Here is a 14,816-nt window from a genome sequence, read left to right on the forward strand (position 1 = left end):
TCTAGACTATTAGGCTGCCATATAAAATATTTAATGCAACTTATATAATAAAAAAATGTCTTTTCCGACGGGAAAAGACATTTTTCTATTTCGTATTAAATAACTCGCGAATTTCAGTTTCAGTAAGTTTTGAAAGGAAATTGTCACCTGGTTGAATCATTTGGTCAATAAGTGCTTTTTTCTTTTGCTGCAAAGCAAAAATCTTTTCTTCGATTGTGTCTTTTGTTATAAATTTAAAGACCTGCACATTTTTTTTCTGTCCCAGACGATACGCGCGATCTGTTGCCTGATCTTCAACGGCCGGGTTCCACCATGGATCATAATGAATAACCATATCCGCACCAGTTAAATTGAGTCCCGTCCCTCCAGCTTTTAGCGAAATCAGAAACACCGGCTGGGTACCACTATTAAAAGCCTTAACTCGTTCAATTCGTTCAAGCGCTGGTGTATGCCCATCAAGATATTCATAAACGATACCCGCTTTTTTTAATTTAGCACCAATCATCGCCAGCATACTCGTAAACTGAGAAAAAATAAGTAAACGGTGCCCCCCGTCGACTGCATCATGCACGACTTCTTCCAACATCTCCAGTTTACCGCTGCCGCCTTTATAATCTTCTAAAAACAACGAAGGATGGCAGCATATCTGTCGCAGCCTTGTCAAAAGTGCCAAAATCTTCATGCGATTGTTATTAAAACCCGACTGTGCCAGCCCAGTTTCAAGTTCCTGTTTGGCCTGCATAAAATAACCTAAATAGACCTTGGCCTGCTGGGTAGTCATTTCATTGATCATCTTACCTTCTACTTTATCCGGCAGTTCTTTTAAAACATCTTTTTTCATACGCCGCAAAATAAACGGTGTAATATGTCGATTGAGATCCCGGAGAGCATGTTTGTCCTGATCACGGATTATCGGTATTTCAAATCGATTTTTAAATTCTTTATGTGATAACAAGTACCCTGGCATTAAAAAATCAAAAATAGACCACAATTCCGTCAAAGTGTTCTCAATTGGAGTACCTGTAAGCGCAAAATATCCATGTGTTTTAAGCCGTTTGACTGCTTTTGCATTTTGCGTACCAGGATTTTTGATATGCTGCGCTTCATCAAGGAAACAATAACAAAAATCTAATTTCTCATATTCTTCAATATCTTTTTTTAACATATTATAAGTCGTAATTACGAGATCCGCACCTTGAATTGTCGCTAATTTTTCCCGACGTTCACTTTTGCTTCCCGCCAATACAATGGCTTTTAATTCTGGGGCAAAGTGTTCGATTTCATCCAGCCAGTTGTACATGAGTGATGTCGGCGCCACAACCAGTGATGGACTTTTAGCATCATCACGCTGCGATAATAAAAAAGCAATGACTTGTAGTGTCTTGCCCAGCCCCATGTCATCCGCTAAAATGCCGCCTAGTCCATATTTAGCTAGTGTTGCCAGCCAGCGGAAACCAACTTTTTGATAGTCACGCAATATTTTTTTCAGTGATTCTGGAACTTCAACATCAGCATCCATGGGATCTTTAAGATCGGTTACTAATTTTTTGAAGGCCTGATTGCGCTCTAAGCGAAAACCATGTTCCTCTTTAGCCAAACTATCTATATAGGCTGCTTTGGCCAGCGGCATCCGAATAAACTCTGCTTTGCCTGCCTGAAGCCCTGTATTTTCAACAAAATCCGCTACACCAGCCAAAGCATCATCTTCCAAAGGAATAAATGTACCATCTTTTAACCGATGATAACGTTTTTTTAACCGATAAGATGAAATAATATCGAGAAGTTCATTTAAATTAAAGCCTTCATGATTGAGTGATACTTCCAGTAGATTATCCTGATTGACACTTACCCCTGCTGTCACTTTTTCGAGACGCTGAATCGGTTTTTTCTTAAGTGACTCCGAATAATAAATATCGGCTAATTCAGTAAGTTCGGGCAAAGCCTGCGTCAAAAAGTTATAACATTGTTCTTCTTCTTTTTGTACATATAATTCTTGTTCAGCTCGAAACTCAAACTGTTCAAAAAAACGTAAAATCTGCCCTTCTACTAACTGATCACGAATCAAAATCTTACGATTCATCGTTGAAATCTCCTGTGAACCAATGGCTGGATTAAATGTCACATCACCATAACTAAACAGAATTTTTGCACCGATGCCAGCACCTGCATAATCGAGATAGATATCCGCACTGAGTGGCAGAATTTCAAAACGATTCAAGAAGGACGGCGCAACCTTCACATTTACAATTTTTTCAATTTCCGGCATGACATTACTAAAAAAATCCGGCATATATTTTTTATCTATTTTTATATGTTTGTCCTCTTTAAAACATTGAATGAGTGGTTTTATATAACGAGAAAATTCTTCATCCACCTTATGGATAACGGTATGATTATATAACAGATAGCGAAAATTTTTATCTAAATTGACAAGTTCATCCTGCCCCATCGATAGCTGCCCGCCTGCCGCCAAATCGTTTACCATCAGACGAATCTGCGGTCTTGACTCTTCAATTTTAATTCGAGTTGGCGCAAATTCATTGAGCCCAAACGAAAAAGCATGCTCTTCCATAATGGTGAAAAATTTCACCAAGTTGCTTGGTGACAATTTAAACCGTTTTTGATCAAATGTTTTGCTAATCCCTGAAGCAGCACTATATGGTGAGAGGCTTTTTTCATCTTCATAAGCCATGCGCAGCAGATCCCATAGCTCTTGCGATAGTGCATCAAATTTAATGCGATGCGGCCGCAGTGTCAATTCTTTGCCGAAGACAATTTCTTCTTCATATAACATGGATTTAACAAAATCCGCTACATTGCGCATCACATATTGGCGAGTCCGACCAATTTTAAACTCCAGCCACACGGTCATTTCATTATATTGCTGCGTGCAACGGCATTCAGGGATTAAATGAAGTGGTTCCATATCAACCACTTCATTCGACTGAACTGCCTCTGCAAATAGAGAAAACAGTTTGCCTTTCGACTCCTGATGCATTCCCATATTTTGAAGTTGATCCATAAATTGGAGTTTCTGCATTTCTTTGAGGACCGCTACAATATGTTTGCAAATACCATCATATAAATCATATGCCGGACAGCTGCAAGAGCAGGAATGTACCGTATCTTGATCCGTTAAATGAACCGCTATTGAATAAATAGAATTTCCCCAAACTTCGGCCGTATAATGCCCATCCTTGTGAAGTTTCATTTTTTTTACTGCTTTATTCTTAAAATATCGGCAGCCACGCTGATAAACTGCTTCCGTTGCTCTTTTTTGGATTTCACTATCTTTGATCATACCTTTAAAAATCCTTTCGATTTTCTGCATTTATGTTCCAGCAAAAAAATAAGTCTTCCCTATATCATATCATTGCTTGAGAAATTTGTATTTCTCAAAATTCATATTTTAACACAAAGCCAATATTTTTATGATGTTTTTTTGCGATTTTAAGCATCTCATGCTACAATAACAATTATATTTTTACTGTGACGGAACAAAATAATAAGAAAGCATGGTTTATTATGTTTAATAACACAAAATTCTTAATTGTACGTTTAAGTTCCATTGGAGATGTTCTGCATGCAACACCAGTTGCCCGTACACTGAAAGAAAACTATCCAAACTGTCATATAACATGGATTGTAAGCCAAACAGCTGCTGAATTATTAAAACACAATCCCGATATTGATGAACTCTTCATCTGGTCTAGAGAAGAGTTTGAAAAAGCTGCCATTCATCTTAATATCAGCAAAGTCATTCAGTCATGGCAAGCACTAAAAATTTTTTTTAAGCAACATCATTTTGATATCGTTCTTGATATCCACGGACTCTTTATGTCGGGTATTATAACCAGGTTAAGCCAATCAAAACGACGTATCGGCATGGCGGGAACACGTGAACTCAACCGTTTTTTTATGACCGAATTGGCACCTGCCATTGACAGTCCTCATATGATCAAACGCTATCTTTCCGTACTGCAGCAGCTTGGCATTGAAACCACCGATTATCACCTAACATTACCCCTGCCAAATCAGTTTGATACTTTCGTAAAAGATTTTTTTACTAGATATAAAATAAATCCTCTGAAAAAAATACTCATGATAAATCCACGTACAAGCTGGCCCAATAAAAATTGGGGTAACCAGCATTTTGCGAGCTGCATTGATTTGCTTGATCCTGAAATTCAACTGCTTATCTCCGGCGGTCCCTCAGATAAAAAGGATGCAGCTGAAATCATGACCTTAACGAACAAGCAGGTTATAAATATTGCCGGAAAAACGTCACTCATGGAAATGGCCGCACTTTTGAAACATATAGATCTTCTATTAACCGGTGATACCGGAGCGCTGCATATAGCCACCGCGGTCATGACACCCACGATCAGTCTCTGGGGACCGACACGACCTGAACAATATGGCCCATTGGTCAAAGGACATACATTCATTTGCAGCGACAATGAATGTCGAAATTGTAACAAAACAAAGTGTCGTTATAAAACCAATGCCTGCATGAACCAAATTGAACCAGCATCTGTAGCAAAAAAAATTCATGACCTCTTAACTTTATGACGTTTTTCATCGATATTCTATTATATAATGATAGTTGTGTAATGGAAAGGCAGGTTTCATCTATGCCAGAACAAACAAGAGACAAAATAGTAATTATTGATAATAATTTTGATAATCTTGATATGGTTTGCTGCGCTTTATTTGATGTTTATGACTTATACCCTATTTCGGATGATTTTACCTCGACGGCATATCTAGAAGTATTTTTACCAGATTTAATTATCTTAAATACGGATCTCATTTATTCTGAAAATTTTTCTTTCGCTCAATTTCGCAGCCATCCGCTCATTAAGAATATTCCCTTTTTACTAATTACACCTTCTGGTCCTCCGCCCGAAGGCTTGCAGAGCTTATCAAGTCAGCTGCTTTACCCTTATACACTCGATTCTTTACAACAGGCCATTAAAACAAAAATCATACATTATAAAAAGGAGTAATTAAACATGAGCGAAAATATTGATGTCAGTATTCCCCACGGTATACAGCAAGATATAAAAATAGAACTAATGGATATGATTCATAATTGTGAAGATCCCTTTCAAATCATTATCCATGTTGCCAAATACTTAGAAAGAACTTCAGCTGAGGGCGGTTATGCCCAAATCGTCAAAGATAATATTCGCTCAATTTATGGCATTGGTCTGGGCGAACCAAAACTTTTAGAAAACGAACTCCATGATATTATTGAGCGTGGGAAAAAACTAAAACAAGCATATGAAAGTGACATTGAATCAGAAGAAGTAAAAAAACGTATCGAATTTGCCATCATTGCGCACCGCAAACGGGCCGAGCAATTACAGCTGATGATCCGCTCCGAAAAAGCAGATCGAATCGAAGAAGAAAAAAAAAGTTTTTAACCAAAAACACCCCTGAGACGCTTGAGCGTGACAGGGGTGTTTTTTAGCCCATAAAACGATATCCGACTCCGGTTTCCGTAAGAATATAATGCGGCTGTGTAGGATTTGATTCTATTTTGCGCCTGATTTGACCTATATAAACACGAATATAATGCGTGTCTTCATTGTATTCGCTGCCCCAGACTGCTTTTAACAATTGCTTATGGGTTAATACACGGCCTGCATTTTGGGCCATGATTTTTACAATATCATATTCTGTGGGTGTCAATTTGATCTCACGATCAAGGATGGTTACTTTCCGTTTGGCAAAGTCAATCTTTAAGTCACCACATTGGATGACCGATTCCTCTGCATCGGCATCGGTGATGCTTCGCCGCAAGCAGACACGCAGTCTGGCTAATAGTTCACCTGTACTAAATGGCTTGGTTACATAATCATCAGCACCTAAATCCAGTGCTTCAATTTTCTCTTGTTCTTCGTCACGAGCCGTCAATACAATAATTGGCACTTTTGACCATTCGCGAATTTCTTTGACAACAACTTTACCGTCTATATCCGGCAGACCCAAGTCAACAATCAATAGATCTGGTTTAAACATGGTAGCTCTGACAATACCATCTCGACCATTTTTTTCTTCCTCTACTTCATAGCCATGCGCACTTAATACGACACGCAATAATTTTCGAATCTGTGCCTCATCATCAATAACCAGAATTCGTGTTCCCGCGGTTGTCACATTGATCACCTGCTGCCTGTTTTTAACCTAATTATAGCAAATTAATCGCTGCTTTTTTTGTTTTTATCTGGCAGAGGAAGTGTAAATACGATCATCGCCCCGCCCAAGCTGCGATTTACTGCTGTTATTTTCCCTTTATGTGCTTCAATGATACCCTTACAAATAGACAGTCCAAGTCCCGTCCCCGTGACTTTTTTAGGTTGTTTGACCCTATAAAACTTATGAAAAACATTCTCCAAATCTTCTATGGGAATCCCAACCCCCTGATCCATTATGGCGATTTCAATTGCTCCTTGTATTTTTTTTACCCGAATGACAATTTCAGTCTGTTTCTGAGAATATTTAATTGCATTATCAAGCAAATTCACTAAAACCTGTTCAATTAAAACACAATCTCCTTGCACAAAAGGCAAATTTGGTTCAACATCAACCGTCACCTTATGATTTTTCAAGAGATCTCCCAGCCGCCGTAAAGTTGTGCCAATGATATCTTCCATATCACACCAATCCGATTTTAGCTTCATCATCCCGCTTTCCATACGTGCGGTATCCAATAAATTGCCAATCAGGCGTTCCATACGAAACGAGCTGTCTTTTATGTTGGACAATAATTCAATTCTATCTTGTTGATTATAAACGGAATCCGCTTCCAGCAGTGTTGTCACACAGCCCAAAATAGCCGATAGCGGGGTTTTTAATTCATGTGAAATAGAATTAAATAAAGCCGTACGCAATTTATCAGCTTCCAGAAGCAAATCCGTTCGACGAGCTTTTTCAGCCAAATCCACCCGTTCCATCGCAACAGCCGCCAGCCTCACCCAGGCATCAATCAGTCGCCGTTCACTTGGTATCAATTTTTGCTGTGCCAAATCTATACCAAGTACACCAAATACTGTTTCCTGACTATAAATAGGCACATACATATATTTCCCGCCGGGCAGAGTATCCGTACTGCAGCCAGCAGCTTGTTTATTTTTATACACCCAGGCGGCAACAGCTGACTCGGACTCATGCAGGGTTATCTGGCGAAGCGTTTCATTAACAGTCCCCGTTTGCGGATCATACTGCATTTGCCTACTGATATTTCCTTTATCGTCTGGCAGCAAAAGCAAGATTTTTCGTTCAATCGTTTCCCCCGCTTGTCTGACCAAACTTTTTGCAATCGCTTCCAGATTGACGACTGCCACAATATCACGACTAAATTCATAAACGGCCCGTGTACTTTTTTCTTGCTGCCGGGCCTGTTTACTTTCTTTGCGCAATTCATCTGTTCTGCCACCGATCAAAGCCGATAACAGCAAAAAGATCACAAAACTCCATATATAACGTACATCTCCCACTGAAAAAGTCATAATCGGTTCGATAAAATAAAAATCCAAAGCCAAAATTCCAACAATTGCACTCAAATACGATGCCCATTTCCCCCACCACAAAGCACTAAATAAAACAGGCAGAATATATAAAAACGCAATATTTAAAATTTCGAGCTGCTCTTTAAGCCACCAACCAAATGCGGTAATAAAAACAACCATGCTAAGGCTCAAGCATACCTGACGGTAACTAAGTGCCACCGAGTTCGGGGTGAAATCGGTAACTCTGACATTTTTTGTATCCTTCGTTCCGGGAATGACATACACATTGATATCCCCGCTGCGCCGAATAATATTGTCTACAATAGAGCCGCGAAACAGTTCCAGAAGTTTACTATGATTTGGCTTGCCAACAACAATCGCCGTAACATTTTGTTTACGAGCAATCAGCAGCATTTCATCGACTAGGTTTTGCCCTACTACCGTTAAAGTTTTAGCCCCCAAATCTTCAGCCAGCCGCATATTTTTGGCAATACGATCTCGTTCCTTATCGCCAATGGGAAAATCCATTTTTTCGGCTTCAATATGTACAGCCAAAAGTTCGGAACGCAGGCCGGTTGCCAGACGGTTCGCCGCGCGAATCAGCTGCGCCGAAAAAGGACTGCCGCTAATGCAGACCATAACTCTTCCAGCAGCCGGCCACGGTCCTTCAATATGGTGATCCTGCATATATTCTGCTAAATCTTTATCAACCCGCTGAGCGGTAAATCTAAGCGCCAGCTCACGCAGCGCACTGATATTACCTTGGCGAAAAAAATTCTTCAAAGCCTGTTTGGCTTGTTCCGGTATATAAATTTTTCCGTCGCGCAGCCGCTGCATCAAGTTTTCTGGTGCAATATCAATTAATTGAACCGTATCTGCTTCTTCCAGAACATAGTCTGGCACAGTCTCTTTCACAATAATACCCGTAATTTGTGCTACAACATCATTGAGACTTTCTATATGCTGGATATTAACAGTCGTATAAACATTGATACCGGCCTCTAATAATTCTTCCACATCCTGATATCGTCTTACATGTCTTGAGCCAAAAACATTCGTATGTGCCAGTTCATCGACCAAAACAATTTCCGGTTTCAATGTTAAAATTGCATCTATATCCATTTCAAAAAGATCATTTTCATGATAACGAACGGATAACGGGGCTACTTTAAAAAGCCCCGTTACCAGTTTTTCAGTTTCAGCTCGACCATGTGTTTCAATCCAGCCAATCACAATATTTTTTCCTTCACGTTGTTGATCATGAGCCGACTTTAGCATGGTGAAAGTTTTGCCAACCCCAGCCATGGAACCTAAAAACACCGTCAATTTTCCCCGTGTCTCTTTATGCAGTTTTTTTAATAACACTTCAGGATTCGGGCGGTTGTCCATTTTCTTTCCTCCCTGTTTTATAACGCGTATTTCACAAAGGCATTGCATCCAGCGCTAAATTAAGCTGCAATACATTCACTCTCTTATCTCCTAAAAATCCTAACTGCGGATTTTCGATATTTTTTTCGACCAGAGCAGACACCTGATTTTCAGCCAAACCTCTGGCTTTCGCTATGCGTGTAATTTGCAGTTTAGCGGCCGCCGGTGAAATATGCGGATCAAGTCCACTGCCGGATGCCATAACCAAATCACTTGGAACCATCGCCGTTTGTGATAAATCATTATCCTGGCGTACCTGATCAGCCCTTTCGGCAACACTTTTCATCAATTTTTCACTCGTTGGGCCTAAATTTGAACCAGCAGAACTGGCCGCATCATACCCATCATCACCAGCAGCCGATGGACGCCCATTAAAATATGCATCGCTTGCAAATGTCTGTCCAATCAGCTCTGAACCAACTACCTGCCCATCTTTCGTTATTAGCGAGCCATTGGCCTGTGACGAGAAAAGCAGTTGTGCAAACCCCGTCATACTTAAAGGATAAAGAACGCCTAAGACTAAGGTTAAAACCAAAAGCATTCGAATTGCAGTACTAATTTCTTTCAACATTTATCTTCCAACTCCTTTTTATCAACCAGCAATATTGAGTGCCACTAAAATCATATCGATGATTTTAATGCCAATAAAGGGAGCAATTAAGCCGCCCAAACCGTAAATAAATACATTTTGTCTTAAAATCATGGCTGCTCCAATCGGTTTGTATTTCACACCTTTCAACGCGAGTGGAATTAAGCCGATAATAATTAAAGCATTAAAGATGACTGCACTTAAAATCGCACTATCTGGTGTAGCTAACTGCATGATATTAAATACACCCAGTGCTGGATATGTTCCAACAAACATTGCTGGTATGATCGCAAAATATTTTGCAATATCATTGGCAATACTAAAGGTTGTCAAAGAACCGCGAGTCATCAAAAGCTGTTTGCCAATTTCAACAATTTCAATCAATTTGGTTGGATTCGAATCGAGATCTACCATATTGCCGGCTTCTTTTGCTGCCTGGGTACCACTATTCATCGCCACACCCACATCAGCCTGTGCTAGTGCCGGGGCATCATTGGTACCATCGCCCGTCATCGCTACCAGCATACCGCCCTCTTGATAGTCACGGATCATTTGTAATTTTGCTTCTGGAGTTGCTTCAGCCAAAAAGTCATCAACGCCTGCTTCTGCTGCAATTGCCGCTGCCGTAAGCGGATTATCTCCGGTTATCATAACCGTCTTGATTCCCATCTGCCGAAGTTCACGGAAACGTTCTTTAATACCACCTTTTACAATATCTTTCAAATGAATTGTACCCATAATTTTTATATCTTGTGTTACAACGAGAGGTGTGCCTCCACTTTTTGCGATACGTTCACTCGCGTGTCTCACATCATCCGGCAAAATCCCGCCCCGCTCTTTCACATATCTTTCAATTGCATCAACCGAACCCTTACGGATTTCTAATTTTTGAATATTGACACCACTCATGCGTGTTTGGGCTGTAAATGGAACAAATTCAGCCTGCAAAGCATTGAGATCTCGTTCTCGTAAGCCATATTGTTCTTTTGCTAAAACGACAATGCTGCGTCCTTCTGGCGTTTCATCAGCCAAAGATGACAATTGTGCAACATCTGCCATTTCTGCAGCGCTGACTCCCTCAGATGGAATAAATTCCGTTGCCATACGATTTCCTAATGTGATCGTACCTGTTTTATCCAATAATAATACATTGACATCACCAGCAGCTTCGACAGCACGACCAGACATCGCCAAGACATTGTGCTTTAACAGGCGATCCATCCCGGCAATTCCGATGGAACTGAGGAGTCCACCAATCGTTGTCGGAATCAAACAAACCAGTAGTGCCATTAAGGTGGTCGTCGAAACGACGGCTCCTGAATAAATGGCAAATGGTTCAATGGTGGCTACGGCAACTAAAAAGATAAGAGATAGACTTACCAATAAAATAGTCAAGGCAATTTCATTTGGTGTTTTTTGACGTTGTGCTCCTTCGACCAAACTAATCATCCGATCTAAAAATGTTTCGCCCGGATTTGCCGTAACTTTGATTTTGATCCAATCTGATAAAACTTTTGTACCGCCAGTTACCGATGATTTATCACCACCGGATTCACGAATGACCGGTGCAGATTCACCCGTAACCGCACTTTCATCTACCGTTGCCATCCCTTCGATGATTTCACCATCGCTGGGAATAAAATTTCCTGCTTCTACTAATAATATATCACCTTTACGTAAGGTATCGGCATTAACCATAAGCCAATCCTGCCCCGCCAATTTTTTTGCCTGCACATGGCTTCGCGTACTGCGAAGCGATTGTGCCTGCGCTTTGCCGCGACCTTCAGCGACAGCTTCAGCAAAATTGGCAAATAACACTGTAAACCATAACCATACGCTGATTTGAGTTACAAGAAAAATAGAATTTGAGCTAGTGACAGCATCACGCAAAGCCACATAGCTTGTAAATATTGCCCCAAGATACACAATAAACATGACCGGGCTTTTTATTTGTATAGCTGGATGCAGTTTCCGAAAAGAATCACGAACTGCTTCTATAATAATTGTTGAATTCAAGTTGTTTTTTTGCGCATTCATATTCTATAGCTCCTTTAAAATGTTATTCCCTGTATCATAAGAACCTGTTCTACAATAGGCCCCAATGCCAATGCCGGTAAAAAGGTAAGTGCACCAATAATGAAAACAATACCTGCCAGTAAAATCATAAACGTGAAACCAGTTGTTTCAAACGTACCTAACCCACTCGGTGCTATTTTCTTTTCAGCCATACTGCCGGCGACTGCCAAAAGTGGCACAATGACCCCAAACCGCCCCAGCAGCATAGCGACGGAAAGGCTCAGATCATAAAAGACTGTATTGGCCGTTAATCCAGCAAAAGCACTGCCGTTATTTGCCGTGCCTGACGTAAAGGCATATAAAATCTCACTCAGCCCATGCGGCCCATCATTGTTTAGCCCCGCCAAACCAGCATCCGATACGGATGCTGCTGCGCTAAACAGCAAAATAGTAACTGATGGTATGAGTAAGGCTAGCATGACGAATTTCATTTCTTTCGCTTCAATCTTTTTCCCCAAATATTCCGGTGTACGTCCGACCATCAAGCCAACAATAAACACCGTAATCAAAACATAAACCATGATGCCATAAAAGCCTGCACCAACGCCGCCAAAAACAATTTCACCTAACATCATTTGTAAGAGCGGCACTAATCCACCAAGCGGTGTTAAACTATCATGCATATTATTGACTGCACCACAAGAAGCAGCCGTTGTGATTGTTGTAAATAAAGAAGAGCTTCCCATTCCGAAACGAACTTCCTTCCCTTCAAAAGAAGTCGGTTCACTGATATTCATTTGAGCAATGATTGGATTGCCATTGATCTCACTACTGTAATTAATGCCCAACATTATGAAAAACATCAAAAACATCGCGCCGGCAATCGCATAACCTTGTTTTTTATTTTTTGCCACATTACCAAACATAAAAACAAGTGCTAACGGAATCACAAACATTGCCAGCATTTGCACAAAATTGGTCAGTGGTGTTGGATTTTCAAACGGATGGGCTGAATTTGCATTAAAAAATCCCCCCCCGTTCGTACCTAGCATTTTAATGGCCTCTTGTGATGCAACGGGTCCCATCGCGATTGTTTGCTCTGCACCCTCGAGTGTTTGTACCGTTTGGTACGTATCAAAATTTTGAATCACACCCTGCTGTACAAAAAACAGCGTTAAAACAATGGAAATTGGTAATAAAACTCGTACTGTAAAGCGTACCAGATCAAGCCAAAAATTCCCGATCAGATTTGTTGACTTCCTTGTTAATCCTCTGATAAAAGCAACAGCCACAGCACACCCCGTTGCCGCTGATAAAAAGTTTTGCACGGTAAGACCGGTCATTTGCGTGAAATAGCTTAATGTAGCTTCCCCGCCATAAGCCTGCCAATTCGTGTTGGTAATAAAACTAATCGCCGTATTTAGTGCTAAATGCCAAGTTTCCACAGATCCGAAATTTTGCGGATTAAGTGGCAGACCCTGTTGGGTCAATTGGATAAAGAACAAAAAAGCTGCACCAAATACATTAAATAGTATAAGAGCTGTGGCATATTGCCGCCAATTCATTTCTTTTTTTTCATTCACACCAGTCAAACGGTAAAAAACTCGTTCAATTGGTGAAAAGAACTTACCAACGATTTTATTTTCGCCAAAAAATACATTGGTCATATAGCGACCTAATGGCAAAGCTATTGCAACAAGTACAACTGCAAAAACAACAAATAACGTCATATCACTAAACATGTTAAAATTCCTCCGGTTTCATTAAGACATAAACTAAATAAACAAATATTCCTCCAGCTAAAATAGCTGCCAGCCATAAATCATCCATACCCCTGAGCCCCTTTCGTTTGCTTGTTCTCATTATAAATCCATTCTCCGTAAAGATGTCGTCAATAATGATTCCATTTATATAAAGAAAGTGTAAAGATTATCCGCCAAAATACCATGCAAAAAAAGCCGACCACCATAAAATTTGGCGGTCAGCTTCGGTACATCAACAGAAATAGCCTTTATTTTTTCCATCTTGGAGTTAATGTTTCAGCAATATGATTCACTACTTCATCCATCATTTCTTTTTCACCAACCGGATATTCTAAGATAAATCCCGCCGATTCTTCTTTCGTGAAATATACTTTTTTATAATAAATCATACCTTGATCCAGCCAGGAAATCACATACCAATCATCTTGCAGATCGCTGTATGTTACTTTTCCATGTAAATTTTTAAGCTGCTCTTCATACGCTGTATTAAAATACGTAGCATATACTCGCAGGTTTCGATTAAAAGTATTGTCCTTAAAAATAGCACCATCGGCATTATCTGGTTTAAAAATCAAAACAAAAGAATTAGGGACCTCGATGGAATAACCAAACCTGGAATTCGTATAATTCATATAGCCCGCCCAGCGGGTACTCGGCAACAAAGAATCTGCCTGGGCGATACTGCTGCCAGCAAATAAAAGAACCAAACAAAATAAAAATCGCCAAACCTGCTGCATTATATAAGCTTTATTCATTCTCCATCCCTCCTCTAAATAAATAGAATTGTGCGCAAGGCTCGCTATATCTCCTATCGTATTATTTACGCAAAACCAGCAAAACTCCTTTTTACCAACTAAAGAATTATCAAATGGACAAATATGAAAAAAGCTGCTTCAACTAGATTTTCATCTTGTTTGAAGCAGCTTTATTTTTACAAATAAGGTTTTTGACAGCCTGCTTATATAACATATTCGTTATTTTTAATAGGCATCATCTTTAGGGTTGAATTCTGCTGCCTCAACCCAATCATTAACATGATTGAGCATTTCAATAAGATCCTCGATGACATGGACATGCTTTGTTTCTTCTAAAGCCAAACGCTCGCAAATATCTTTTTCTTCTACCGTAACTACCTTTGTTTTCAAATCTTGATAAAGCGTAACGCTTTGTTGTTCTTTTAAAAGAGCGGCCTGATAGACATCAAGTTGTTCTTTTTTCCACTGAGCCAGCCATTCCGGCGATTTTTCTTTGAGTTCATCGGGAAAAGCAAAGACATTAGGAATCGTTGGCATTGGACCTGGCGTAAGCGTATAATGCCCCGCATCTCTTGCCTCTTTAATGATTTCGTAATGACGTTTTTCAGCCTCCGCTAAATCCAGGAAAACAACTTCTAGATCTTTATAACCAGCATGTTTAGCCAGCTCAGTATAATAGGCTTCACCATCAAGCTCCATTTTGAGTGCATAAGCAAAAATATCCATATAAATTCTCCTCTTTTTTATC

The 14,816-nt window shown here is 40.0% G+C and carries 12 protein-coding genes; 3 read left to right on the top strand and 9 right to left on the bottom strand.

Translation table 11 applies throughout. The annotated features are described in order from the left end of the window. Positions 1-85: 85 nt before the first annotated feature. Positions 86-3,331, bottom strand: coding sequence for a DEAD/DEAH box helicase (locus tag F606_RS0105595; RefSeq protein WP_019552896.1), 3,246 nt, complete (start codon positions 3,329-3,331; stop codon positions 86-88). A gap of 194 nt (positions 3,332-3,525) precedes the next feature. Between F606_RS0105595 and F606_RS0105600 the strand changes: the two genes are divergently transcribed. From F606_RS0105600 to F606_RS0105610, 3 genes are all read left to right on the top strand, one after another. Further along, on the top strand, positions 3,526-4,572 hold the full coding sequence (locus F606_RS0105600; protein WP_019552897.1) for a glycosyltransferase family 9 protein: 1,047 nt from the start codon (positions 3,526-3,528) through the stop codon (positions 4,570-4,572). Between the two features lie 62 nt (positions 4,573-4,634). After that, positions 4,635-5,009 (top strand): hypothetical protein, encoded by a 375-nt coding sequence (locus F606_RS0105605; RefSeq protein ID WP_019552898.1) that lies wholly within the window; start codon positions 4,635-4,637, stop codon positions 5,007-5,009. A gap of 6 nt (positions 5,010-5,015) precedes the next feature. Beyond that, the gene (locus tag F606_RS0105610) at positions 5,016-5,429 is read left to right on the top strand and encodes a hypothetical protein (protein ID WP_019552899.1); all 414 of its coding nucleotides are present in this window, start codon (positions 5,016-5,018) and stop codon (positions 5,427-5,429) included. A 43-nt stretch (positions 5,430-5,472) separates the two neighbouring features. Here F606_RS0105610 and F606_RS0105615 read toward each other — a convergent pair whose 3' ends face one another. The 8 genes from F606_RS0105615 to F606_RS0105655 all read right to left on the bottom strand — a co-directional run bounded on the left by F606_RS0105615 (position 5,473) and on the right by F606_RS0105655 (position 14,794). Next, the gene (locus F606_RS0105615; RefSeq protein WP_019552900.1) at positions 5,473-6,165 is read right to left on the bottom strand and encodes a response regulator; all 693 of its coding nucleotides are present in this window, start codon (positions 6,163-6,165) and stop codon (positions 5,473-5,475) included. A 41-nt stretch (positions 6,166-6,206) separates the two neighbouring features. After that, complete coding sequence (locus F606_RS0105620; protein WP_019552901.1) at positions 6,207-8,906, bottom strand: ATP-binding protein; 2,700 nt, start codon at positions 8,904-8,906, stop codon at positions 6,207-6,209. Between the two features lie 31 nt (positions 8,907-8,937). Further along, a complete protein-coding gene (gene kdpC, locus F606_RS0105625) occupies positions 8,938-9,516 on the bottom strand; it encodes a potassium-transporting ATPase subunit KdpC (protein ID WP_019552902.1) in 579 nt (192 codons plus the stop codon). Positions 9,517-9,537: 21 nt separating this feature from the next. Further along, positions 9,538-11,571 carry a potassium-transporting ATPase subunit KdpB gene (gene kdpB / locus F606_RS0105630; protein WP_019552903.1) on the bottom strand — a complete coding sequence of 678 codons (2,034 nt, stop codon included), beginning with the start codon at positions 11,569-11,571 and terminating at the stop codon, positions 9,538-9,540. Positions 11,572-11,585: 14 nt separating this feature from the next. After that, positions 11,586-13,292: a potassium-transporting ATPase subunit KdpA gene (gene kdpA / locus F606_RS0105635; RefSeq protein WP_019552904.1), complete on the bottom strand. Its 1,707-nt coding sequence runs from the start codon at positions 13,290-13,292 to the stop codon at positions 11,586-11,588. 1 nt (position 13,293) lies between these two features. Next, positions 13,294-13,413 carry a potassium-transporting ATPase subunit F gene (locus F606_RS20675; protein ID WP_083923956.1) on the bottom strand — a complete coding sequence of 40 codons (120 nt, stop codon included), beginning with the start codon at positions 13,411-13,413 and terminating at the stop codon, positions 13,294-13,296. 148 nt (positions 13,414-13,561) lie between these two features. Continuing rightward, positions 13,562-14,068, bottom strand: a complete 507-nt coding sequence (locus F606_RS0105650; protein WP_019552906.1) for a hypothetical protein — start codon at positions 14,066-14,068, stop codon at positions 13,562-13,564. Between the two features lie 225 nt (positions 14,069-14,293). Beyond that, the gene (locus tag F606_RS0105655; protein ID WP_019552907.1) at positions 14,294-14,794 is read right to left on the bottom strand and encodes a ferritin family protein; all 501 of its coding nucleotides are present in this window, start codon (positions 14,792-14,794) and stop codon (positions 14,294-14,296) included. Positions 14,795-14,816: the final 22 nt, after the last annotated feature.

This window comes from Propionispira raffinosivorans DSM 20765, from assembly GCF_000381065.1.
Classification (GTDB): Bacteria; Bacillota; Negativicutes; order Selenomonadales; family Selenomonadaceae; genus Propionispira; species Propionispira raffinosivorans.

Excerpts from the sequence above, each read along its gene's own strand:
- F606_RS0105610 (WP_019552899.1), top strand. The coding sequence starts at position 5,016 with ATGAGCGAAAATATTGATGTCAGTATTCCCCACGGTATACAGCAAGAT.
- F606_RS0105595 (WP_019552896.1), bottom strand. The coding sequence starts at position 3,331 with ATGCAGAAAATCGAAAGGATTTTTAAAGGTATGATCAAAGATAGTGAA.
- F606_RS20675 (WP_083923956.1), bottom strand. The coding sequence starts at position 13,413 with ATGAGAACAAGCAAACGAAAGGGGCTCAGGGGTATGGATGATTTATGG.
- F606_RS0105620 (WP_019552901.1), bottom strand. The coding sequence starts at position 8,906 with ATGGACAACCGCCCGAATCCTGAAGTGTTATTAAAAAAACTGCATAAA.
- F606_RS0105600 (WP_019552897.1), top strand. The coding sequence starts at position 3,526 with ATGTTTAATAACACAAAATTCTTAATTGTACGTTTAAGTTCCATTGGA.
- kdpB (WP_019552903.1), bottom strand. The coding sequence starts at position 11,571 with ATGAATGCGCAAAAAAACAACTTGAATTCAACAATTATTATAGAAGCA.
- F606_RS0105605 (WP_019552898.1), top strand. The coding sequence starts at position 4,635 with ATGCCAGAACAAACAAGAGACAAAATAGTAATTATTGATAATAATTTT.
- F606_RS0105655 (WP_019552907.1), bottom strand. The coding sequence starts at position 14,794 with ATGGATATTTTTGCTTATGCACTCAAAATGGAGCTTGATGGTGAAGCC.
- kdpC (WP_019552902.1), bottom strand. The coding sequence starts at position 9,516 with ATGTTGAAAGAAATTAGTACTGCAATTCGAATGCTTTTGGTTTTAACC.
- kdpA (WP_019552904.1), bottom strand. The coding sequence starts at position 13,292 with ATGTTTAGTGATATGACGTTATTTGTTGTTTTTGCAGTTGTACTTGTT.
- F606_RS0105650 (WP_019552906.1), bottom strand. The coding sequence starts at position 14,068 with ATGAATAAAGCTTATATAATGCAGCAGGTTTGGCGATTTTTATTTTGT.